Origin of the sequence: Saccharomonospora azurea NA-128 (assembly GCF_000231055.2) — a bacterium.
GTDB lineage: Bacteria > Actinomycetota > Actinomycetes > Mycobacteriales > Pseudonocardiaceae > Saccharomonospora > Saccharomonospora azurea.
This window is the reverse complement of sequence record NZ_CM001466.1, coordinates 3,024,710-3,044,420: the sequence shown is the minus strand read 5'-3', so window position 1 is coordinate 3,044,420 and position 19,711 is coordinate 3,024,710. Positions and strand designations below refer to the sequence as shown.

General features: G+C 70.5%; 21 protein-coding genes. 10 read left to right on the top strand and 11 right to left on the bottom strand.

Annotated elements, in window-relative coordinates; all coding sequences use genetic code 11:
- Positions 1-41 precede the first annotated feature (41 nt).
- Genes SACAZDRAFT_RS13780 through SACAZDRAFT_RS13765 form a run of 4 tightly spaced genes read right to left on the bottom strand, consistent with a single transcriptional unit; the run spans position 42 to position 3,598 of the window.
- Entirely contained in the window at positions 42-1,028 is a 987-nt protein-coding gene (locus tag SACAZDRAFT_RS13780; protein WP_005442679.1) for a glycine betaine ABC transporter substrate-binding protein, read from the bottom strand.
- On the bottom strand, positions 1,025-1,801 hold the full coding sequence (locus SACAZDRAFT_RS13775) for an ABC transporter permease (RefSeq protein ID WP_005442678.1): 777 nt from the start codon (positions 1,799-1,801) through the stop codon (positions 1,025-1,027). The genes SACAZDRAFT_RS13780 and SACAZDRAFT_RS13775 overlap by 4 nt, the downstream gene beginning before the upstream one ends.
- Positions 1,798-2,958, bottom strand: a complete 1,161-nt coding sequence (locus tag SACAZDRAFT_RS13770) for an ABC transporter ATP-binding protein (RefSeq protein WP_005442676.1) — start codon at positions 2,956-2,958, stop codon at positions 1,798-1,800. Before SACAZDRAFT_RS13770 ends, SACAZDRAFT_RS13775 begins: the two co-directional genes overlap by 4 nt.
- Positions 2,951-3,598 (bottom strand): ABC transporter permease, encoded by a 648-nt coding sequence (locus SACAZDRAFT_RS13765; protein WP_037294546.1) that lies wholly within the window; start codon positions 3,596-3,598, stop codon positions 2,951-2,953. The genes SACAZDRAFT_RS13770 and SACAZDRAFT_RS13765 overlap by 8 nt, the downstream gene beginning before the upstream one ends.
- A 122-nt stretch (positions 3,599-3,720) precedes the next feature.
- Between SACAZDRAFT_RS13765 and SACAZDRAFT_RS13760 the strand changes: the two genes are divergently transcribed.
- Genes SACAZDRAFT_RS13760 through SACAZDRAFT_RS13750 form a run of 3 tightly spaced genes read left to right on the top strand, consistent with a single transcriptional unit; the run spans position 3,721 to position 5,602 of the window.
- Positions 3,721-4,245 carry a hypothetical protein gene (locus SACAZDRAFT_RS13760; protein WP_232286272.1) on the top strand — a complete coding sequence of 175 codons (525 nt, stop codon included), beginning with the start codon at positions 3,721-3,723 and terminating at the stop codon, positions 4,243-4,245.
- A 35-nt stretch (positions 4,246-4,280) separates the two neighbouring features.
- Complete coding sequence (locus tag SACAZDRAFT_RS13755) at positions 4,281-4,991, top strand: YcnI family copper-binding membrane protein (protein WP_005442673.1); 711 nt, start codon at positions 4,281-4,283, stop codon at positions 4,989-4,991.
- The gene (locus tag SACAZDRAFT_RS13750) at positions 4,988-5,602 is read left to right on the top strand and encodes a copper resistance CopC family protein (RefSeq protein ID WP_005442672.1); all 615 of its coding nucleotides are present in this window, start codon (positions 4,988-4,990) and stop codon (positions 5,600-5,602) included. The genes SACAZDRAFT_RS13755 and SACAZDRAFT_RS13750 overlap by 4 nt, the downstream gene beginning before the upstream one ends.
- Before the next feature lie 79 nt (positions 5,603-5,681).
- Here the strand turns inward: SACAZDRAFT_RS13750 and SACAZDRAFT_RS13745 are convergent, their stop codons facing one another.
- Positions 5,682-7,457: a BCCT family transporter gene (locus SACAZDRAFT_RS13745; RefSeq protein ID WP_005442671.1), complete on the bottom strand. Its 1,776-nt coding sequence runs from the start codon at positions 7,455-7,457 to the stop codon at positions 5,682-5,684.
- Between the two features lie 139 nt (positions 7,458-7,596).
- Between SACAZDRAFT_RS13745 and SACAZDRAFT_RS13740 the strand changes: the two genes are divergently transcribed.
- Positions 7,597-8,643, top strand: coding sequence for a copper resistance D family protein (locus SACAZDRAFT_RS13740; RefSeq protein ID WP_005442670.1), 1,047 nt, complete (start codon positions 7,597-7,599; stop codon positions 8,641-8,643).
- 165 nt (positions 8,644-8,808) lie between these two features.
- Here SACAZDRAFT_RS13740 and SACAZDRAFT_RS13735 read toward each other — a convergent pair whose 3' ends face one another.
- Entirely contained in the window at positions 8,809-9,726 is a 918-nt protein-coding gene (locus SACAZDRAFT_RS13735) for a phosphotransferase enzyme family protein (protein WP_005442669.1), read from the bottom strand.
- A gap of 2 nt (positions 9,727-9,728) precedes the next feature.
- Positions 9,729-11,099 (bottom strand): helix-turn-helix transcriptional regulator, encoded by a 1,371-nt coding sequence (locus SACAZDRAFT_RS13730; protein WP_005442668.1) that lies wholly within the window; start codon positions 11,097-11,099, stop codon positions 9,729-9,731.
- 283 nt (positions 11,100-11,382) lie between these two features.
- Here SACAZDRAFT_RS13730 and SACAZDRAFT_RS23830 point away from each other — a divergent pair, with 283 nt between their 5' ends.
- The 3 genes from SACAZDRAFT_RS23830 to SACAZDRAFT_RS13715 all read left to right on the top strand — a co-directional run bounded on the left by SACAZDRAFT_RS23830 (position 11,383) and on the right by SACAZDRAFT_RS13715 (position 13,150).
- Complete coding sequence (locus SACAZDRAFT_RS23830) at positions 11,383-11,721, top strand: hypothetical protein (protein WP_005446196.1); 339 nt, start codon at positions 11,383-11,385, stop codon at positions 11,719-11,721.
- Between the two features lie 7 nt (positions 11,722-11,728).
- Positions 11,729-12,163, top strand: coding sequence for a hypothetical protein (locus SACAZDRAFT_RS13720; protein WP_005442666.1), 435 nt, complete (start codon positions 11,729-11,731; stop codon positions 12,161-12,163).
- A 351-nt stretch (positions 12,164-12,514) separates the two neighbouring features.
- The gene (locus tag SACAZDRAFT_RS13715) at positions 12,515-13,150 is read left to right on the top strand and encodes a TetR/AcrR family transcriptional regulator (protein ID WP_005442665.1); all 636 of its coding nucleotides are present in this window, start codon (positions 12,515-12,517) and stop codon (positions 13,148-13,150) included.
- 3 nt (positions 13,151-13,153) lie between these two features.
- Here the strand turns inward: SACAZDRAFT_RS13715 and SACAZDRAFT_RS13710 are convergent, their stop codons facing one another.
- Both SACAZDRAFT_RS13710 and SACAZDRAFT_RS13705 read right to left on the bottom strand, forming a co-directional pair.
- A complete protein-coding gene (locus SACAZDRAFT_RS13710) occupies positions 13,154-13,435 on the bottom strand; it encodes a dihydrofolate reductase family protein (RefSeq protein WP_232286271.1) in 282 nt (93 codons plus the stop codon).
- Positions 13,436-13,507: 72 nt separating this feature from the next.
- Entirely contained in the window at positions 13,508-14,695 is a 1,188-nt protein-coding gene (locus SACAZDRAFT_RS13705; protein ID WP_005442663.1) for an amino acid deaminase/aldolase, read from the bottom strand.
- 78 nt (positions 14,696-14,773) lie between these two features.
- Between SACAZDRAFT_RS13705 and SACAZDRAFT_RS13700 the strand changes: the two genes are divergently transcribed.
- Complete coding sequence (locus SACAZDRAFT_RS13700; RefSeq protein ID WP_005442662.1) at positions 14,774-16,087, top strand: D-arabinono-1,4-lactone oxidase; 1,314 nt, start codon at positions 14,774-14,776, stop codon at positions 16,085-16,087.
- Between the two features lie 16 nt (positions 16,088-16,103).
- On the opposite strand, the gene SACAZDRAFT_RS13695 is transcribed toward SACAZDRAFT_RS13700, so the two are convergent.
- Both SACAZDRAFT_RS13695 and SACAZDRAFT_RS13690 read right to left on the bottom strand, forming a co-directional pair.
- Positions 16,104-16,766, bottom strand: coding sequence for an NAD(P)H-binding protein (locus SACAZDRAFT_RS13695; RefSeq protein WP_005442661.1), 663 nt, complete (start codon positions 16,764-16,766; stop codon positions 16,104-16,106).
- A gap of 46 nt (positions 16,767-16,812) precedes the next feature.
- Positions 16,813-17,454 (bottom strand): hypothetical protein, encoded by a 642-nt coding sequence (locus SACAZDRAFT_RS13690; protein WP_005442660.1) that lies wholly within the window; start codon positions 17,452-17,454, stop codon positions 16,813-16,815.
- Positions 17,455-17,739: 285 nt separating this feature from the next.
- Between SACAZDRAFT_RS13690 and SACAZDRAFT_RS13685 the strand changes: the two genes are divergently transcribed.
- A complete protein-coding gene (locus SACAZDRAFT_RS13685; protein WP_005442652.1) occupies positions 17,740-18,597 on the top strand; it encodes an HpcH/HpaI aldolase/citrate lyase family protein in 858 nt (285 codons plus the stop codon).
- 46 nt (positions 18,598-18,643) lie between these two features.
- Positions 18,644-19,639, top strand: coding sequence for an LLM class flavin-dependent oxidoreductase (locus SACAZDRAFT_RS13680; protein ID WP_005442651.1), 996 nt, complete (start codon positions 18,644-18,646; stop codon positions 19,637-19,639).
- Positions 19,640-19,711: the final 72 nt, after the last annotated feature.

Sequence of the window (19,711 nt, the reverse complement as noted above, 5' to 3'; positions counted from 1 at the left end):
ACGCGTGCGTGGGGCGCGGACACGATGTTCATGGGGCAGGGTCAGGCGCTGGTGATGAAGCCCTTGTCCACCAGCCAGTCGCGCGCCACGACCGCCGGATCCCGGCCGTCGACGTCGACCTGCTTGTTCAGCTCGGTGATCTCGTCGTTGTTCAACGCGTCCGAGACGGGGGCGATGACCTCCGCGATCGCCGGGTGGCTTTCGAGGGTCTCCTGGCGCAGCGTCAGAGCGGCGTTGTACTGCGGGAAGAACGACTTGTCGTCCTCCATCACCTTCAGGTTCAGCCCCGCGATCCGGCCGTCGGTGGTGAACACCTCGCCGAAGTTGCAGGTGTCGTTGACCACCGCCGCGTAGATCGCACCCGAGCCGAAGATCTTGGTCTCGGTGACGGGGAACCCGTACGTCTGCTTCACCCCCGGCATGCCGTCGGGCCGGTTCGCGAACTCCGTGTCCAGGCAGAACTCCGCCTCCTGCGGGTTCTGCTCCAGGAACTCCGTCACGTCGCTCATCGTGGAGAGCCCGTGCTGTTCCGCGTAGGCCTGCGTGGTCGCGAAGCCGTAGGTGTTGTTGACCTGCGAGTACGGCAGCCACACCAGACCGTTGCGCTCCAGGTCGGCCTTGCGCACGACCTCGTACTGCTCCTCCTCGGAGGCGATCGGCTCGTCCTCGCCGAGATACGACAGCCACCCGGTGCCGGTGTACTCCCACATCAGGTCGATCTGGCCGTTCTGCAACGCGGCCCGCGCGCCGTTGGAGCCGGAGATGTTGGTGAGGTCGATCGGGGTCGCGCCCGCGGCCTTCAACGTCAGCTGCGTGATGTAGCCGAGCACGATGTTCTCGGTGAAGTCCTTGGACCCCACCACGAGCTCGACACCCTCCAGCTCCGGCACGTGCCGGATCGAGCCCGGCTGCACGTCGAACGGCAGGGCCGCGTTGACGTTGAGGCCGCACGCGCTCACCAGCAGCGACACGGTGGCCAGCACCGCGCACGCCGCGCGCCGTCCGGCCCGGTTCGCGCCACGCCTCATGAAAGTCCCTTCGGTCCGAAGTACTTCTCCAGCACCGCTCCGAGCCAGTCCACGAGCAGGGCGACGCCCACGGACAGCACGGCACCCACCACGAGCACCGCGGTGCGGTTCAGCTTGTAGCCCGCGTCGATCAGTTCACCGAGCCCGCCACCGTTGACGAAGAACGCGAGCGTGGCCGTTCCCACCGCGAGCACGAGCGAGGTGCGCAGGCCCGCGAGGATGAGCGGCACCGCCAGCGGCAGTTCGATGCGGAACAGCACCGACGTCGACGACATCCCGATCCCGCGTCCGGCGTCCACCAGCGTGGGGTCGACGGACTCGATACCGACGATCGTGTTCCGCAGCACCGGGAGCAGGGAGTAGAACGCGATGGGCAACGCCGCCGCCCACAGGCCCTCCCACTCGCTCCAGAGGAAGAACAGCACCAGGACACCGAGGGCCGGCGCGGCCTGCCCGATGTTGGCGATGCCCATGAACAGCGGCGTCGCGGGCCGGGCCCAGCTGCGGGTGAGCACCACGCCGAGCGGCAGCGCGAGCGCCACCACGATCGCGGTGACCACCCCGGTCAGCAGCAGGTGCTCCCACGCCTTCGTCACCAGGTACGAGCCGTTGAGGGCTTCGGCCTCGATGACGTCGTTGTCCCTCGTCAGCGCCCACACCAGGACGGCTCCGACGACGAGCACCACGACGGCCGGTTGCGCGAACAGGCGGATGCGGTCGGCACGCCGGTTCGCCGACTGGGTGGAGGTTTCCGACAGCTCCGTGGACGTCATGACTCGACGCTTTCCGACTCGACGTGTTCGGTGCGCAGCTGCTGGATGGTGTCGGTGACGGTCGTGATGTCGATCGTGCCGACGTACTCGCCGCGCGAGCCGGTGACCACCGCGTTCCCGCCTTCGGCGAGGATGGCCTCCAGCGCGTCCTGCAGCGTGGACTGCGTGCTCACCGAGTCGCCGATGGCGCGGCCCGCCGCGGCCAGCGAGGCGGCCGACGACAGCTCCCGCACGTGCACCCAGCGCAGCGGCCGGCGACGGTGGTCGAGCGTGAGCGCGTACGTCGCGCGCTTGTCGAGCATCCGGGCGCGCAGGTCGGAGGGCGAGGTGTCGACGGGCACCGTGAGAGTGCTGTCACTGTAGGTGACGTCGCGCACCCGCAGCAGCGTGAGCTGCTTGAGCGAGGCGCCCGCGCCGACGAAGCCGGCCACCATGTCGTTCGCGGGGTTGGCGAGGATCGCCTCGGGGGTGTCGTACTGCTGGATCGACGACTTCTCACCGAGCACCGCGATCTTGTCGCCGAGCTTGACCGCCTCGTCGAAGTCGTGGGTCACGAAGACGATCGTCTTGCGCAGGTCCTCCTGCAGCCGCAGCAGCTCGTCCTGGAGACTGCCCCGGGTGATCGGGTCCACCGCGCCGAACGGCTCGTCCATCAGCAGCACCGGCGGGTCGGCCGCGAGCGCCCTGGCCACGCCGACGCGTTGCTGCTGCCCACCGGAGAGTTGCCGCGGGTAGCGGCCGCGGAACTCGGCGGGGTCGAGTCCCACGAGGTCCATCAGCTCGTCGACGCGGTCGTCGATCCGCTTGCGGTTCCACTTCAACAGACCCGGCACGACGCCGATGTTCTGCGCCACCGTGAAGTGCGGGAAGAGCCCGGCCTGCTGGATGGCGTACCCGATCTTGCGGCGGAGCACGTCGCCGTTCAGCGCCAGCACGTCCTCGCCGTCGATGGTGATGCGGCCGGACGTGGGCTCGATCAAGCGGTTGATCATGCGCATCGTGGTGGTCTTCCCGCAGCCGGACGGCCCCACCAGGATGACGATCTTGCCGGCCGGAATCGTCATGGTGACGTCGTCGACGGCCGCTTCCGCGTTGCCCGGGTAACGCTTGGTGACGTTCTCCAACTGGATCTCGGCACCACTCGGTGTGTCAGCCACGAATACCCCTCGAGACGGTCAGGCGAGCGATCAGGAAATAGACGCCCTCGAGGAGGAGGGCGAGGATGACGACGCCGAGCGTGCCGGCCAGCGCCTGGTTCGTCGCGTTGGCGCTGCCCGCCCGCGTGAGTCCCGAGAACACCTCACTGCCGAGGCCGGGTCCCTTGGCGTAGGCGGCGATCACCGCGATGCCCATCAACATCTGCGTCGCGACCCGCATCCCGGCGAGGATCGCCGGCCACGCGAGCCGGAGCTCCACCCGGGTGAGCACGCCGAGGCGGCTCATCCCGATGCCCTTGGCCGCATCGGACACCGCCGGGTCCACGCCCGCCAGGCCCACGATCGTGTTGCGAGTGATCGGCAACAGCGCGTACAGCACGAGCGCGATCACCGTCGGGGTCGCTCCGAGCCCGACCACGGGGATCAGGAGTCCGAGGAGGGCGAACGACGGGATCGTGAGGATGGTGCTCGCCAGCGCGGTCGCGACGGCGGAGCCGATCGGGCTCCGGTAGACGGCCACCCCGATCAGGACCCCGATGACCGCGGCGAGCAGCGTCGACTGCACAACCTCACTGACGTGCAGCAGGGCTTGCAGCGACAACCGGTCCCACCGGTCGGCCACGTACTCGAACAGATTCAACGGACCACCCGCTCGCATCGCTTGGCATATGTCAGTGGCGCAAACACAATTCACGACTGGAGCGAAAACGGCAAGCTTCCGGAGTCGTTCGTCTCACCCCGGCGATCCCATAGGCTGGCCGCATGAGCAGGCGATCGGGGACCGGCCACGCGATGCGCGGGGTCCGCGGTGTGCTGCTCGCAGGCTGCTCGGCGACCCTGAGCGTCACGGCGCACCTCCTCGGTGGCGGGCAGGTCCCGCACCTGCTGACCACCGTGGCGACCAGCGTGTTGATCGCGTGGGTCGCCACCGCCGTCGCGGAGCACACCCGCGGAGTCGGTGGCGTCGTGGTCGTCCTGGGAGGCGCCCAGGCGGCGACCCACCTCGCGCTCGGCGAGTTGTCGGGGCACTCGGTGGGCGGCACGGCCATGCTCGCGGGGCACGTCGGCGCGACGCTGGTCACCGCCGCCCTCCTCTCGCACGCGGAGGCGATGCTGGCCGTCGCCGCCTCCACGTTGTCGGCATTGCGTGTGCTGATCACGGACACTCCCCGACCCGCTGCCCAGAGGCGGTGCGGTGGTGTGGTGCGCGCCGCCGAGGGAGTCCTGCCCTTCTCCGTTCACCTGCGGCGGGCGCACCCGAGGCGCGGCCCGCCCGCACTCTCCTGACCAGTGCGTATCCCACCGACCAATCAGGAGAAACTTTGTCGACAAATCGACGTATCGCGCGCCTTGCCGTGCTCGGCGCGGTCACCACGACGAGCATGCTGGTGGCCGGAGGCATGGCCTCCGCGCACGTGACCGCCAACGTCTACGGGGACGCCCCCGAGAAGGGCGGCTACGGCGCCATCGCACTGCGGGTGCCGAACGAGGAGGAGAAGGTGGGCACCACCGAGGTGGAGGTCACCGTGCCCGCCGAGTACGGCATCACCGCGGCCCGGACGAAGCCGGTTCCCGGCTGGACCGCCGAGGTCACCGAGACCGACGACGTCGTCACCAAGATCACGTGGAAGGCCGAGGACGGCCACGAGATCGCGGCGGGAACCTCCTCGTACGAGGAGTTCGAGATCGTCCTCGGCGCGCTGCCCGACGACGTGGACACGCTCGTGCTGCCGACCTCCCAGACGTACTCCGACGGCACGGTCGTGGCGTGGGACGAGCAGCCGACCGACGGCGGCGAGCCCGAACGCCCTGCTCCGGTCGTCACACTCGCGGAGTCGTCGGGGCACGGCCACGGCCACGGCGGAAGCGCCGAGGCCGATGAGAACGAGGACACCGCTCAGGACAGTGCCGAGGCGAGCGACACCGACGACACCGCGCGCTTGCTGGGCGGAGCCGGACTGGTGCTCGGCGCGCTCGGTTTCGGACTCGGACTCGGTGCGGTCCTGCGTGCGAGGAAGGCGGGTAGGTCATGAGGAAGATCGTCACGCTCGTCACCACGCTGGCGGTGGCGCTGCTCGCGGTGCTGGCGGGGGCGCTGCCCGCGTCGGCACACAACGTGCTCGTCTCGTCGAACCCCGCGGAGGGCGACGAGCTGGACACGGCACCCACCGAGGTCGTCCTCACCTTCGACCAGCCGGTCCAGGACGCCGACGTCAACGAGGTCGCCGTCACCGGACCGCACGGTGACGCGTGGGCCGAGGGCACCGTCGAGGTCGACGGCACCACGGTGACCGCGCCGCTGCGCCCCCTCGGCCCCGAAGGCGAGTACGTGATCGGCTACCGCGTCCTGTCGGCCGACGGGCACCCGGTGTCGAAGGAGATCCGCTTCACCCTGACCTCCCCGGGACCGGGCGAGGCCAGCGGTGCGCCTGACTCGGCCGCCCCCGACCGGGGCGCCGCAGGGCAGGATCCCGCGCAAGCCGGCCAGCCGGGCGGCGACGCGGACAGCGACCAGGGCAACGACCAGGCCGCGACCGACGACGACTCCTCGGGCGTGCCCGTGTGGGTCTGGCTCGGCGGGGCCGCGGTGCTACTCGTCGCGGGTCTCGTGGTGGCTCTGCGCATGGGCCGCTCGCAGGACTGACAGCGACCCGACCGGCACGAACGACAGGGCCGGGCTCCGCGAACGCGGGGCCCGGCCCTTCGTCGTCACTCAGCTTCCGTCACTCGGCGACATCGGTCTTGCGCCGGAATCGTTTGCGTTCCCTGGCGCGCTCGGCCTTGCGCTCGTCGTGCAGCTTCCGCAGCGACCGCATGACCTCGTCCTCGCTCACCACCAGCGGGTCCTGCCGCAGATCCCGGTACAGCGACACACACAACGCGATCATGACGAGCACGAACGGAACGGCCACCAGGATCGTCAGATTCTGCAAGCCCGCGAGCGCGTCGTCGCCGCCGACGAGGAGCATCACGGCCGCGACGGCCCCCATCAGGACACCCCAGAACGTCACCACTCTGCGGTGCGGCCCGACGGTGCCCCGCTGCGACAGCGTGCCCATCACCACGGACGCCGCATCGGCACCGGAGACGAAGAAGATCGACACCAGCAGCATCACGATGATCGCGATGGGCAGGAACCACGGCAGGGTCTCCAGCAGCTTGAACGTCGCCGCCTCACTCGTCCCCGAGCCCGCGATGTCGATCCCGGCGCGCTGACGGCTGATCGCCGCACCGCCGAAGATGGAGAACCAGACGAGGCTCACCAGGCTGGGCACGGCGATGACGCCGATGACGAACTCGCGGATCGTGCGGCCCCGCGAGATGCGCGCGATGAACATCCCGACGAAGGGCGCCCACGAGATCCACCACGCCCAGTAGAAGACGGTCCACCCGGCGAGCCACTCCCGCATCTCGTCGCCGCCGGTGGCCCCGGTGCGTCCGGACATCGCGGGCAGCTCGCGGAAGTAGTCGCCGATGGCGCCCGGGACGAAGTTCAGGATGAGCACCGTCGGCCCGACGACCAGCACGAACACGGCGAGCACGGCGGCGAGCACCATGTTGATGTTCGACAGCCATTGGATGCCTCGTGCGACCCCCGACACCGCAGAGGCGACGAACGCCACCGTGAGAACCGCGATGATGCCCACCAGGAGACCGGTTCCGGGATTCTCCGCCCAGCCCACCGCCGCGAGACCACCACCGACCTGCAACGCGCCCAGCCCGAGCGAGGCGGCCGAGCCGAAGAGCGTCGCGAAGATCGCCATGATGTCGATGGCCTTGCCCAGCGGGCCCTCGGAACGACGCGTCCCGATCAGCGGCGCGAACACCGCCGAGATCAGCTGGCTGCGTCCCTTACGGAAGGCGCTGTAGGCGATGGCCAGGCCCACCACGGCGTAGATCGCCCACGGATGCACCGTCCAGTGGAACAGCGTGGTCGCCATCGCCTGGTGCACGGCCTCGTCCGAGTTCGGTACCGCCGTGTCGGGCGGCGGACTGGCCAGGTGCGCCACCGGCTCGTAGACACCGAAGAACATGAGCCCGATGCCCATGCCCGCGCTGAACATCATCGCGACCCAGGAGGAGGTACGGAACTCCGGCCGCTCGTCGTCCTTGCCCAGCGGGATTCGTCCGTACCGGCTTATGGCGATGCAGATCGCGAACACCACGAACGCACTCGCGGTGAGGACGAACGCCCACCCGCCGTACGGGATGACGGCGTCGTTCAGCGCCGTGTCCGCCACCGTGGCGAGGCTGCTCGGCGACGCGATGCCCCACGCCACGATCGCGAGTGCGACCACGGCCGCCACGCCGAACACGGTGCGGTCGGTCCGCGCAGGCCGATCCGCCGCGACGGCCACCGTCGAGTCCGCAGCGGGTTCGGTGGCGTCGCCGGGCCCGGTGCCCTCAGGGACGTTCGCGGCCTCCTCCGGCCCCGCCCTACTTCCCTCTCGCGACCCGTCTCGCACTAGATCGCCGATCTCGTCCGATTGATCACCCATGTGCAACTTGCCTCCGTGTTCGGCTGAGGTTGCCCGCTCGGGACCCTACTAATCCCTCTCCCGGCCCCCGGCCGGCCTGCTGCTCCATGACCAGCTTGATCACGGCATGTGAATCAAGGGACGACAGAGGGTAGGGACGGTGCGTAGGCTTCGTGGAGTGAGCAGGTCCGCGACCGTATCCCCGTCGTCACCGCGTCTCGCGCCCCTCATCGCGGTGATCACCGCCGCGCTGTCCGGCGTTCTCGCCGGGCTCGCGCTCACGACCACGACCCCGGTGGCGGGCATCGCCCAGGTCGACACCGCCGTGCGTGTCGGACTTCCCCTCGCGAGGGCCGCCCTCGACCTCGCCGCCGTCGCCGCCATCGGCTGCGCGATCCTCCCCCTGCTGGCGGGTGATCGCGTACCGTCCTCGTCGGCCCGGGTGTTCGCGCAGGCCCGACTCGGTGTCGCGATGTCCGCGCTCGTGTGGGCGGTGGCGGCGCTGGCGAGCCTCGTGCTGCAGGCCGCCGAGTACCGGCCGGGCCGGGGCGCGCTGTCGTTCGCCGACCTCCGCTCCTACGTCGAGACGGTCGCCGCGGGCAAGGCGCTGCTGGTGGTGGCGGGGTTCGCGCTGACCCAGGCCCTGCTCGCCCTCGCGGCGGCCCGGCTCGGGCACAGGGTGCCTCCCGAACTCGTCGTCGGCGCGGGCCTGTTCGCACTGCTCCCGCTTCCCGTCACCGGCCACGCGGGCGACTCGCACTTCGCCGAATACGCGATGTTGCTGCTCGAACTGCACATCGTGAGCGTGGTCGCCTGGACCGGCGGCCTGGGCGCACTGATCGCACTCGCGCCACGGAACCGGAGCCTGCTGGCCACCGCACTGCCGCGGTTCTCGCGACTGGCCACGGCCTGCCTCGCCGTCGCGGCGGCCACGGGCGTGCTCAACGGCGTGGTCGAGTTCGTGCAACACCCGACGGTGGCCCTGTGGCCGGGACTGTTCACGACCGCGTACGGACAGTTGCTCCTCGGCAAGGTCGTCGCTCTCGCTGTGGTCGCCGCGCTCGGTGGCTACACGCGATGGAAGCTCATGCCGGGCGTCGTCCGCCACAAGCGCACCGCTCTGGCCGCGTTCGCCGTCGTGGAACTCTCCGTCATGGGACTCGCCTACGGACTCGCGGCGGTCCTGTCCCGCACACCCTTGGTGTGACCTGGGATACACCGCCGAATTCGGTTGGACCGAAGTTTCGGCCCTCGACAGCGCGTCGCCACCACTTCCGGTCGAAGCGACGAACGGCCACGAACAGTCGGCGAACGCCGCCGATCGGGTCGACAGGACGCGGTACCGACGACCGGGGGAGGCGAATGCGGCTGTTCAGCGGTACCGGTACCAACGAGTGCCGGAACGACCGCCGCGCAGATCAGCGAGTCGGCGTGCCAGTTCGGCCCGCACGGCGGGGCGACTCCGGGCGATCGGCAGCACGCTCGTGGTGAGTTTCAGCTCCCGTACCGCGCGCAACACGGGAAAGCCCTCCCAGCTGCGGACGTCGAAGCCGTAGTGCCGGGCGAGCTGCAGGTACCGGGCGGGTGCGTCACGGAACCGCTCGTGCCCCACCGCCAGGGGAACGAGGTCCCACTCCGGCGGACCCACGCACGAGGAGTCGAAGTCGCACAGGACGGGGTTGCGCTCACCGACGATCACGTTGCCGAGGTGGGCGTCACCGTGCACCAGAGCCGGCCGCAGCGGGAATTCCAGCTCCGCCAACTGCTGTTCGAGGTGCTCACACCGCTCCCATAGGAACCGCTCGTCGGCCGCCGTCAGCTCCTCCGCGTCCCTGATCCTTCCCCGCACGTCCCTCAACGGCGACCAGCGGGGAAGGTCGTCCGGCGGCGGGACGGCGTGCACAGCCCGGAGCAGCTCCGCCAGGGCGGCGGGGGTCGCGGTCCGCCCGGCCGGGCGGACGCGGTGCCACACCGTGACCACGTGTCCGCGCACGCGGAGCGGCTGTGGCAGATCACCGAACAGCCGGACGGCCGGGACACCGTGTTCGGCCAGGTGCCGGGCCACGCGGACCACCGTGTGCGCCCGGCGCCGCAGGGCACGCGAGCCGACGATGCGCACCACCGCCTGCTCGCGGCGCAGCTCGTACACGGCGTTGTTGGTGAAGCGCAGCAACTCCGCGTCCCGATGGTCCAACCCCAGCAGCGCGCAGACCTCCCGCACCACGGCATCCAGTGCGGGACCCGCGAACCGACCGTCCGACGGCGCCGACGCCCCGTCCCAGCCGGCCACGCTCAGGCGAAGAACTCGGTCATCCGCTCGGCGAGGTCGCGGGCGTCGCTGTTGTTGCTCCGCCGCAGCGCCTCCTGCCGCAACGGCTCCATGCGCTTCTTCACGCGGGCGGACTTGAGCCCTTCCGCGCAGTCCAGCGCCTTGCTCCCGATCTTCGCCCCGTGGTCGATGTCGCCCTCCAGCATGTGGTTGGTGGCCAGCATGCTGAGGCTGAAGGTCTTGCTGCGCGCCATGTCGTCGCCGTACGCGTCGGTGGCCCTGCGCAGCGCGGGGATGGCGTAGCGCGTGTGCGCCGGGTCGGCCTGCTGCGCCAGGGTCGTGTGGACGGTGCCGATCATGGCGTGCACGTCGGTCTCGTCGAAGAAGCGGACCCACGACTCGGCGTTCGCCACGTCGGCGCGCTGGAACTCGTCGCGGGTCCGCCCGAGCAGCTTCATCGCCTGCTCGGCGTTGCCCATCGCCGCGTAGGCCCACGCCTCGTTGGCACACAGCACCGCGACCGCGAGCTCCGACCCCGACTCCTGCGCGGCGAGCTGTCCGAGCTGGAACAGCTTCAACGCGTCGTTGGGCGCGTCCTGGTGCAGGTAGACCCGGCCCATGCGATAGAGGATGTTGGCGACGAGCGGGTGGTTGTCGCCCTGCTTCGCCCGTTCGAGCGCCTGCGCGAAGTGGTTGCGCGCCGAATCGACGAGATCGATGTCGAACGACGTCCACCCCGCGAGGCTGTGCAGGTCGGCCAACGCCACGTACAACCGCGACTTGACCTTCTCCGAGCCGCTGGCCTGGAGCATCTGCTGGCCCCACGACAGCTGCGCCACCACCGCATCGCGACAGAAGCCGCCGCCGTACTGGTAGTCCAACGCCCGGAGTGCTCGGGTCGCCGCCTCCACCTGGCGGACGTCCGTCATCCCGATCCGCCCCGGTGCCGGAGTCCTACCCGGGCTCGACGCCCACGCCGTGGAGGCAGGGCCGAACACCGCGGCCCCCATTGTGACCTGGGCGGCGTGTGCGAGGAACTTCCGTCGTTTCACGGACTCGTCCTCCTCAGCTTGCTGCTCGTCGCCGTCGCCGACGACCTGGTTCTGCGTGGCCTCGTCGTAGGCGAGACCCATGTATCCCCTCGGGATGCGGAGACCCTTGGCGATGCGCGACAGCACGTCGTAGGCCATGACCTGGCGGCCCTTGAGGATTTCCGACACCTCGGACTGCGACTGGCCGGTCATCGCGGCGATCTGCCGTTGCGAGATGCCGTGCATCCGGAGCTGCCGGTAGACCTCGCTGATGTTGCGGTTCGCCAGGGCGTCACGCATGTCGCGGGCTTCCCAGACCTCCGGGTTGATGCGGCCCTGCTTCGCGTCCTCGTTGGCGTCCATGTCCGCCCCTCCACAGTCCCGTCGGGCGTCGGTGTGCAGCGTAAGCAACGCCCATTGAACCGTGCGAAACCCGAATGTGGGCGTTTGATCGGTCGAACCGAACTCCCGCGACCGTTCGGCGTTCCACTCGGGCCGGTCGCCGCTGGCGGGCGCACCGAGGCTTCTCACCCCGTTCTTTTCACCGCAAGGTAGGTGCAGGAGATGCGTGGCCGACCGAACACGGTCCGCAGTCACGAGGTCTCCCCGGCAGGAACAACCGCGAACGACGGAACAGACGAAGGGCGTGGTGGACGTGCACTCGATCACAGCAGGTGCTGCTGGGACCGACACGGTGTCCGCCCTCCGTGGTTCCGGGAAGCCCACGCGCCGGGCCATCACGCCGCCGAGCAGGACAGCGCCCTACTTCGACTCGGGACGACGGTACGAAGGCGGCCAGGTGGTCTGGCGCGTGCAGTGCGGAGATCTGATCAGCCGCGACCGGTGTCTCACGGTGTATGTGGACGACGACGAGGTGGTCCTCGTCGGACCGCCCGGAGAGACGGCGCGGCTGTCAGCCGGCCAGCTCGGCCAACTCCGGGCCGCACTGAACGAAGCCGCCGAACTGGCGGGAAGGCGACGGTGAGGGCCAGGTGGACGAAATTCTCGGGCAGGTACTCCGCAATGCGGTGTGGGAGCGCCTCGACATGCTCGCCGAACTCGCCAACGAGGCGGATTCCCCGGCGTTGATCTCGGCGGCGCGTTCCGAGTTGCCCCGTCTCACCCAGGGGTGGCGGGTGATGCTCTCGGCCCACGAGCCGGACGAGAGAGGTGACTGCCCGACGTGCTCCACTCGCTGGCACCGCTGCAAGGCGCCGTGCTCCGTGTGGCAGGTCGCCCACGACCACCTGGTGGCGGGTGGACTCGCGCACTTCCAGGACTCCCGTCGGACCCGGAGGCTTCGCCGGGCGGCCGGCCCGGGCGTGTCGGCCGCCTCCAGCGCGGCGCCCCCGGTGCCCGACCAACCGCGGCGTGTGCCGACACCGCCGAGCGGGAAACACGCGCTCGTGGGAGGCGCGGGCCGGTGACCCGGACCCCTCCCCGTTCCTCCGCCTCAGGGCGGACTCGATCGCCGGCGGCCGGGTCGTGCGTACCCCCGAGCGTGACGAGCTCGGCCGCCGGTTCCCCGCTCCACGACGGCGACTGAGCCGCCGCGGAGCCAGCTGCACAACTCCACATCGCACACCGCGAGGAACCCCGCCCGTGGTGCGGCCCCGATACACCGTGGGCCGGTGCCGTGCACTCCCCCTCCCCCCGACAGGCACCGGCCCACGGTCCCGTGTGTGCACCTTTTTCCTTGTGGCACAAGGCATTCACTCGACGGTGAACGCCGATCCGGACGCGATAAAGTCGCTGACCTGCACAGCAAGGAGCACGACGTGTCCGAGAACCAATCGGTGACGCAGGCGGCGACACCTCTCCGCCGACAGCCGGTCCAGCAACGCAGCGCCAGGCGGGTCGAGCGCATGCTCGACGCGAGCGCCGAACTGCTCGACGAGATCGGCTACGAAGGACTGACGACCACGCTCATCGCCAAGCGCGCGGGAGTCGCGGTGGGGTCCCTGTACCAGTTCTTCCCGGACAAACGGGCCGTGGTGCAGGCGTTGACCCAACGCAATCTCGAGCGGTTCATCGCCGCCGTCAACGAGCGGCTCGGCACGCTCGATCCACACCATTGGTGGGATGTCGTCGACTCGCTGCTCGACATCTACCTGACGATGCACCGCCAGGTGCCGGGATTCTCCACGGTGCACTTCGGTGACGTGGTCGACCTGCAGCTGCTCGACGAGGGGCGCACGAACAACCGCGTCATCATCGACGCCCTGACGGGCCTGCTCACCGCCCACGTCAACGTGCCGCCGGAGGAGGCGACCCTGCCGATCTCGGTCGCCGTGGAGGCCGCGGACGGGTTGCTCAACTACGCGTTCCGCCTCGACCCCCAGGGCGACCAGGCCGTCATCGACGAGACCAAGGCTTTGATCAAGGGCTACCTGGCGGGCAAGTTCGGTGAATGACCGTCACGTGGCAAAGACGTACTTCGGCACGCGCTTCCAGATCTCCGAGTACCGCAGATCCAGCTCGGTGGCACCGGGGTAGCGCGTCGGATCGGGCCAGTACGCGGCCATGCCCTCGTACACCTTGCGGCCGTACAGCATCGCGCCCACGTCGCCCGCCTGCTCCACGGCGAAGGTGTGCAGTTCCTTCTCGTACGTCGGCCAGTCGAACTCACCGCCCGGGCCGGCGACGAAGCCGTCGAGCGAAACCTGCATCCACAACCTGAGCGCACGCGTGGTCGCCATGGGAACCACCCCTTCGAGAGAACCGGCGATGTCGGCGATACCGACCACGCCGCCCGCCCGAACTCATCGGTGTCAGCCGAAGAAGTGTCCCTCGCCACGATAGGTCGGCACGGTGCGCACGAGCCGGTTCCCGGACACGAGGTGGTACTCCGGGAAGTGCTCGGCGAGCTCACCCGCCTTGGCGTGGCGGAACCAGACGCGGTCCCCGAGGGCGAGCCGTCGCGCGGCGCGCCCGGTGACGGGTGTCTGCACCTCGCCCGCACCCTCCACCGCGAGGAGTCGCAATCCGCGCGGGAGGTGGGGCAAGGGCAACCGCGAGGCTCCCGCTTGACCGGACGCCACGTATCCGCCTCCGGCCAGGGTGACGGTCCGGCGGTTCGGCCTGCGCACCACCGGGAGGGCGAACAGCGCCGCCGGACGCGGCGAGAACCGCCGGTACCGGGAGAACAGCGCCGGTCCGACGAGTCCCGACCCCGCGGTCAGTTCGGTGACGGAGGGGTCGGTGCGCGTGTATTCGAGGCTGCCCGTGCCGCCGCCGTTGACGAACTCCAGCGCGGTGACCGCCCGCACCGCGCACACCACGTCGGCGCGCCGTCGCGCGAGCTCGGCCTCCGAACGCCGTTGCATCCAGCGCACGAGCGCTCCCCCGACACCGGCGTCGCCGTCCGGCAGACCGGCGATCTGTCCCTCGTAGCCCATCACGCCGACCAGCCGGAAGCCTCGCCGATCGACGATGTGCCGGGCGAGGCGCGCCGCCTGCCGCGGAGTGAACACGGGAGACCGGCGGGTTCCGACGTGGACGCCGGGCACCGGGCGCCACGACGCGTCGAACTCCACGCACACCCGCAGCTCCGGGTGCTCGGGCCCGAGGGTGTCGGCCACGAGGTCGAGCTGTTCCGGCGAGTCGACCATGACGGTGATCGCGCGCCGGGCGCCCTCGTCGGCGGCGAGCTCGCGCAGCGCCGCGCGGTCCGCGGTCGGGTACGCGACCACCAGGTCGTCGCACGTGCCCGACGCATGGAGCCAGAGGGCCTCGCGGAGGGTGTAGCAGAGCAGGCCCGCGAAGCCGGGTCTGGCGAGCACGCGTTCGAGCAGCGCCCGGCAGCGCACCGACTTGCTCGCGACGCGAACGGGCACTCCACCGGCCCGCCGCACAAGGTCATCGGCGTTGGCGTCGAAGGCGTCGAGGTCGACCACGGCCAGCGGCGGGTCGAGGTCCCGGGTCGCGCGGTCGTACGGGACGGCGGAGATGGCGTTCACCCGGCGAACGTTACGGCAGGAATCTTGTGAACGCGAATCTCATTCACCTATCGTGGCGGCAACGTTGAGGAGGCCCGGGTGACACCGTGGACGAACTGGGCGGGAACCGCGTCGGCGCACCCACGCCGGATCCACCGCCCGTCCGACACCGACGAACTGCGCGCCGTCGTCGCCGACGTGGCCGAGCGCGGCGGGCGCGTCCGCCCCGTCGGGAGCGGCCACTCGTTCACTCCCGTCGCCGCGCCCGACCCGGGTTGCGACGCCCTCGACCTCGGGGCTCTGTCCGGCCTCGTCAGGGCCGACGTGGACACCGGCCTCGTCACCGTCCGCGCGGGCACCACGCTGCGGCGCCTGAACGCACTGCTCGACGCCCTGGGCCTGGCGATGACGAACCTCGGCGACATCGACGCGCAGACGGTCGCGGGCGCGATCTCGACCGGCACCCACGGCACCGGCGCCGCGTTCGGCGGACTCGCCACCCAGGTCGCGGCCCTGGAACTCGTGACGGCCGACGGCTCCCTCGTCCGCTGCTCACCGGACGAGCGGCCGGAGTTGTTCGACGCCGCCCGGGTGAGCCTGGGCGCTCTCGGCGTCCTCACCACCGTGACGTTGCGTTGCGAGCCCGCCTTCGTGCTCCAGACACAGGAAGGCCCACTGCCTCTCGACCGGATTCTGGCGTCCTTCGACGACCTCGCCGACACCGAGGACCACGTGGAGTTCTACTGGTTCCCCTACGGCCGCAACGCGCTGGTCAAGCGCAACACCCGATGCGCGCCCGGCACGGTCGCCCGACCGCTGTCGGCGGTCCGCCGGTTCGTCGACTACACGCTCATGGAGAACGCCGCGTTCGGCGCTCTCTGCCGCCTGGGCCGCGCCGTCCCCCGGCTCGTTCCCAGCCTGGGCGCGCTCGCCTCGTCGGCATTGTCCACTCGCCGCTACAGCGACACCGCTCATCGCGTGTTCGCCACCCAGCGGGCGGTGCGGTTCGTCGAGTCGGAGTACGCGGTGCCGCGAGAGCGGCTGCCCGAGGTGCTCGACGGACTCCGCGCGCTGGTGCCCCGGCTGCGGCACCCGGTGGCCTTCCCCGCGGAGATCCGGGTCGCGGCGGGCGACGACGTCTGGCTCTCCACGGCGTACGGTCGCGACTCCGCCTACATCGCCGTGCACCAGTACGTCGGCATGCCGTACGAGGAGTACTTCGCGGGGTTCGCCGAAATCGCCGACGCGGTGGGCGGCCGCCCGCACTGGGGAAAGCTCCATGCACTCGGCGCCGATCGCCTGCGCGAGCTCTATCCGCGGTTCGACGACTTCCGTCGCGTGCGGGCCGAGCTCGATCCGCACGGGGTGTTCGGCAACGCCTACCTCGACCGCGTGCTGGGCCCGATCGATTGAGGCGGAGCCGACGGCGTCACAGCCGCTCCAACGCCTCCGCGATGGGAGTGTTGCCGGAAGTCAGTTCGAGCGTGCGGCCGTACGTGGTGGTGTCGGACAGCAGGAGCCGGACGACCTCGGCGACGTCGTCGCGCGGAACGTCGCCCCTCGGCACGTCGTCGGCCAGCCGCACCATGCCGATGCCCGGGTCGTCGGTGAGCCGACCCGGACGCAGGATCGTCCAGTCCAGATCACGCCGCCGCAGGTCCTGCTCGGCCGCCGCCTTGGCCCGGAGGTAGGCGGCGAAGACCTCGCCCACCTTGGCCTCGACCTCGGCGTCGATCTCCTGACCCGCACCCATCGAACTGATCTGCACGAACCGCCGGACCCCGGCCCGCTCGGCGGCCTCCGCGAACAGCACCGCCGCGCCCTTGTCGACGGTGTCCTTGCGAGCGACCCCGCTGCCCGGCCCCGCACCCGCGGCGAACACCGCCGCGTCGGCGCCGGACAGCACCTCGATCACCTCGTCGGCGGTCGCGTTCTCCAGATCGAGCACGACCGGCTCGGCACTGAGTTCTCGCAGGTCGTCGGCCTGCTCGGGCTTGCGGATGATTCCGACGGCCGTATCGCCGTTCGCGGCGAGCGACTTCTCCAACCGCAGCGCGATCTTGCCGTGTCCTCCGGCGATGACAACTCGCATGAGGCCGACCCTAGCCGCCCGCACACACCCCGGCAGCGGAACGTGATCAGGTCAGCGATCCCGCGGCCTCGCACGCGAGCAACCGCTCGTAGGCGACCTCGTGGACCCACCGCCACACCTCGTCCGAGCCGAGGTTGATGCGGTCGTCTCCACAGGTGACGTCGAGGTCGACCTTCGCGTTCTCGTCGGCCGCCACCACTCCGAGCCCGTACATCCGGGCCCTCGGCAGGCAGTTGTCCACGTAGTCGTGGCTCAACGTCGCCGCGCTCGGCAGCACCATCGCCGCCTCGCCGTAACGGGCGAAGGGCACCGTCGCCGCCATCCCGGTCCGCCAGTGCCGGGCCACGGCGAGCACGCCGGCGATGTGGACGGCGGGCGGCGGAGCCGTCCGAGAGAACTCCGGCCACGCCCACGTGGCCACGGTGGCCCGGTCGGTCATCGGCCGCAGGCCCGTGGCAATGCGCTCGGCGTGCGCTTCGGGGCGCAGCCGGGCCACGACGAACACGCGGCGGCCGAACAGCGTCAGCTGCGGGAGCACGGTCCCCTGCCAGCCCAGCAGCGGAGCGGCCCGCTTCGCGAGAGCAGCGGGATTGGCGGGAAGTTCGAGAGTGGGCCCGACGCGACCGGAGATCGACCGAACGTCGTTCGATCCACTCGTAGTCGCGGTATGCCCGGGTGTTACCGCCACGAAGTCCGCCTCCCTGAAGTCCGCCTGTGTGCCGGTGCCGCGTCGAAAACGGCACGTGACTTGAGTACCAGCGCAAACGGGCGTCAGGTGTGTCTTCAGCCCGTACCTGCGATCGGCGGCGCCCAACGGTCGGTGATCGGTCGGTGGGCGGTCGGACGACTTCGGTCGAGCGGTGCGGCCGTATGGGTGACACGCGGCTGAACGGTCGACGGTCGGCTCGTCGTAGGGTTCCCGAGGGCGGGGGACGGACGTCGCTCGCCGCACACACGGCACGAGGAGGACACCGTGAGGCCACGCCGTTCCGTTCTCTATCTGCCCGGGGCGAACGAGCGCGCTCTGCAGAAGGCCTCAACCCTGGCCGCCGACGCGCTGGTGCTCGACCTGGAGGACTCGGTCGCGCCGGACGCCAAGGAATCGGCGCGGCGCCGCGTGTGCGAGACGGTGGCCGCGGCGCCGTACGGGCGGCGCGAGGTCGCCATCCGGGTCAACGGCCTCGACACGCCGTGGCACGACGCCGACGTGCGCGCCGCAGCCGAGGCCGGACCGGACGCCGTCGTGGTGCCGAAGGTCGGCTCGGCGTCGGACGTGCACGCCGTCGAGGCGACACTCGCCGACGCCGGCGCACCGGAGCACACGACGATCTGGGCGATGATCGAGACCCCGGCGGCCGTGCTCCGGGCCGAGGAGATCGCGACCGCGTCCGACGCGCTGACCGTGCTCGTCCTCGGCACCAACGACCTCGTCAAGGAACTGCACGCCGAGACCGTGCGGGGCCGGGCACCGCTGCTGGCGAGCCTCTCGTGGTGCCTGCTCGCGGCGCGCGCGGCGGGCAAGCCCGTGCTCGACGGCGTGTACAACGACGTGCGCGACACCGAGGGCTTCGAGGCGGAGTGCGTCCAGGGCCGCCAACTCGGCTTCGACGGCAAGACCCTGATCCACCCGAGCCAGCTCGAACCGTGCAACCGCGTGTTCTCGCCGTCCGAGGCGGAGACCGATCACGCCAGGCGTGTGGTCGCGGCTTTCGAGGAGGCGATGGCCGAGGGCCGCGCCGTAGCCACTGTGGACGGTCGAATGGTGGAGAACCTCCACGTCGAACAGGCCCGGAGGATACTGGCACTCGCCGAGGCCGCACAGGCACACTGAAAGCCCGGCCGGGGACTCGAATCGAACGGGGCGTTAGGAGCTGGTCATGGACGACAGACGCCGGCCGGTGCCGCTGTCCGTGCTCGACCGATCGCCCGTACGCCACGGCGAGGACCCGGCCACCGCCGTGCGGCACACGGTCGAGTTCGCCCGGCAGCTGGAGGAGTGCGGGTACCACCGGTTCTGGGTCGCCGAGCACCACAGTGTCCCCGGCATCGCCGGCTCGGCCCCCACCGTGCTCGCGTCCACCGTCGCCTCGCGTACGAACCGGATCCGCGTCGGCACGGGCGGAGTGATGCTGCCGAACCACCGGCCGCTCGTGGTGGCCGAGCAGTTCGGGACGTTGGAGGCGCTGCATCCCGGACGGATCGACATGGGACTGGGACGGTCGGTCGGGTTCACCCGCCGCGAGCGTGAGGCCTTGGGCGCGGGCAAGCGCGAGGCCGAACAGTTCGGCGAGCGGATCCGGGAGCTGCTGGAGTACTTCGCCGGTGAGTCGACCGTCCACCCGGGAGTGCACGCGGTTCCCGCCGAGGGACTGCGGATTCCCGCGTTCGTCCTGGCGACCGGAGCGGGAGCCCGCATCGCGGCCGAGACCGGACTCGCCCTCGTCATCGCTCCACTGTCCGGTGTGGACGCCATGGTCGAGCACGTCGAGCGGTACCGGGCCGAGTTCCGCCCGTCGACGCTGTGGACGCGACCGCACGTGGTGGTGTCGCTGGCCGTGGCCGTGGCCGACACCGAGGCCGAAGCGCGCGAACTGCTGCTGCCGGAGACGTGGTCGCTCGTGCACTCACGCACCCACGGAGTCTTTCCACCCCTGCGCTCACCGGAGGCCCTCCCGACGCCGAACGAACGCGAGTCGAGGAAGATCGCCGAAGTCCTGGACAGACACGTCTTCGGCACGCCCGCGGCAGTGCGGGAGGAACTGTCCGACGTCGTGCGACGCACCGGCGCCGACGAAATCCTCGTCACCCTGAACACCTACGACCGCGGCGCCCAGCTCGACTCCTACCTCCGCCTCGCCGAGCTCGCGCGGTAGCGCCGAGGCACCGGCCGACCGCTCGTACCGCTCGCGAAACGGGCACTGCTCCGCGAGCGGTACAGCTGGTCC

Coding starts and splice junctions, on each gene's coding strand:
- SACAZDRAFT_RS13760 (WP_232286272.1), top strand. CDS start 3,721: ATGAGCAGGCGATCGGGGACCGGCCACGCGATGCGCGGGGTCCGCGGT.
- SACAZDRAFT_RS13680 (WP_005442651.1), top strand. CDS start 18,644: ATGGACGACAGACGCCGGCCGGTGCCGCTGTCCGTGCTCGACCGATCG.
- SACAZDRAFT_RS13775 (WP_005442678.1), bottom strand. CDS start 1,801: ATGACGTCCACGGAGCTGTCGGAAACCTCCACCCAGTCGGCGAACCGG.
- SACAZDRAFT_RS13710 (WP_232286271.1), bottom strand. CDS start 13,435: ATGGCGACCACGCGTGCGCTCAGGTTGTGGATGCAGGTTTCGCTCGAC.
- SACAZDRAFT_RS13780 (WP_005442679.1), bottom strand. CDS start 1,028: ATGAGGCGTGGCGCGAACCGGGCCGGACGGCGCGCGGCGTGCGCGGTG.
- SACAZDRAFT_RS13695 (WP_005442661.1), bottom strand. CDS start 16,766: ATGCGAGTTGTCATCGCCGGAGGACACGGCAAGATCGCGCTGCGGTTG.
- SACAZDRAFT_RS13730 (WP_005442668.1), bottom strand. CDS start 11,099: ATGGACGCCAACGAGGACGCGAAGCAGGGCCGCATCAACCCGGAGGTC.
- SACAZDRAFT_RS13750 (WP_005442672.1), top strand. CDS start 4,988: ATGAGGAAGATCGTCACGCTCGTCACCACGCTGGCGGTGGCGCTGCTC.
- SACAZDRAFT_RS13745 (WP_005442671.1), bottom strand. CDS start 7,457: ATGGGTGATCAATCGGACGAGATCGGCGATCTAGTGCGAGACGGGTCG.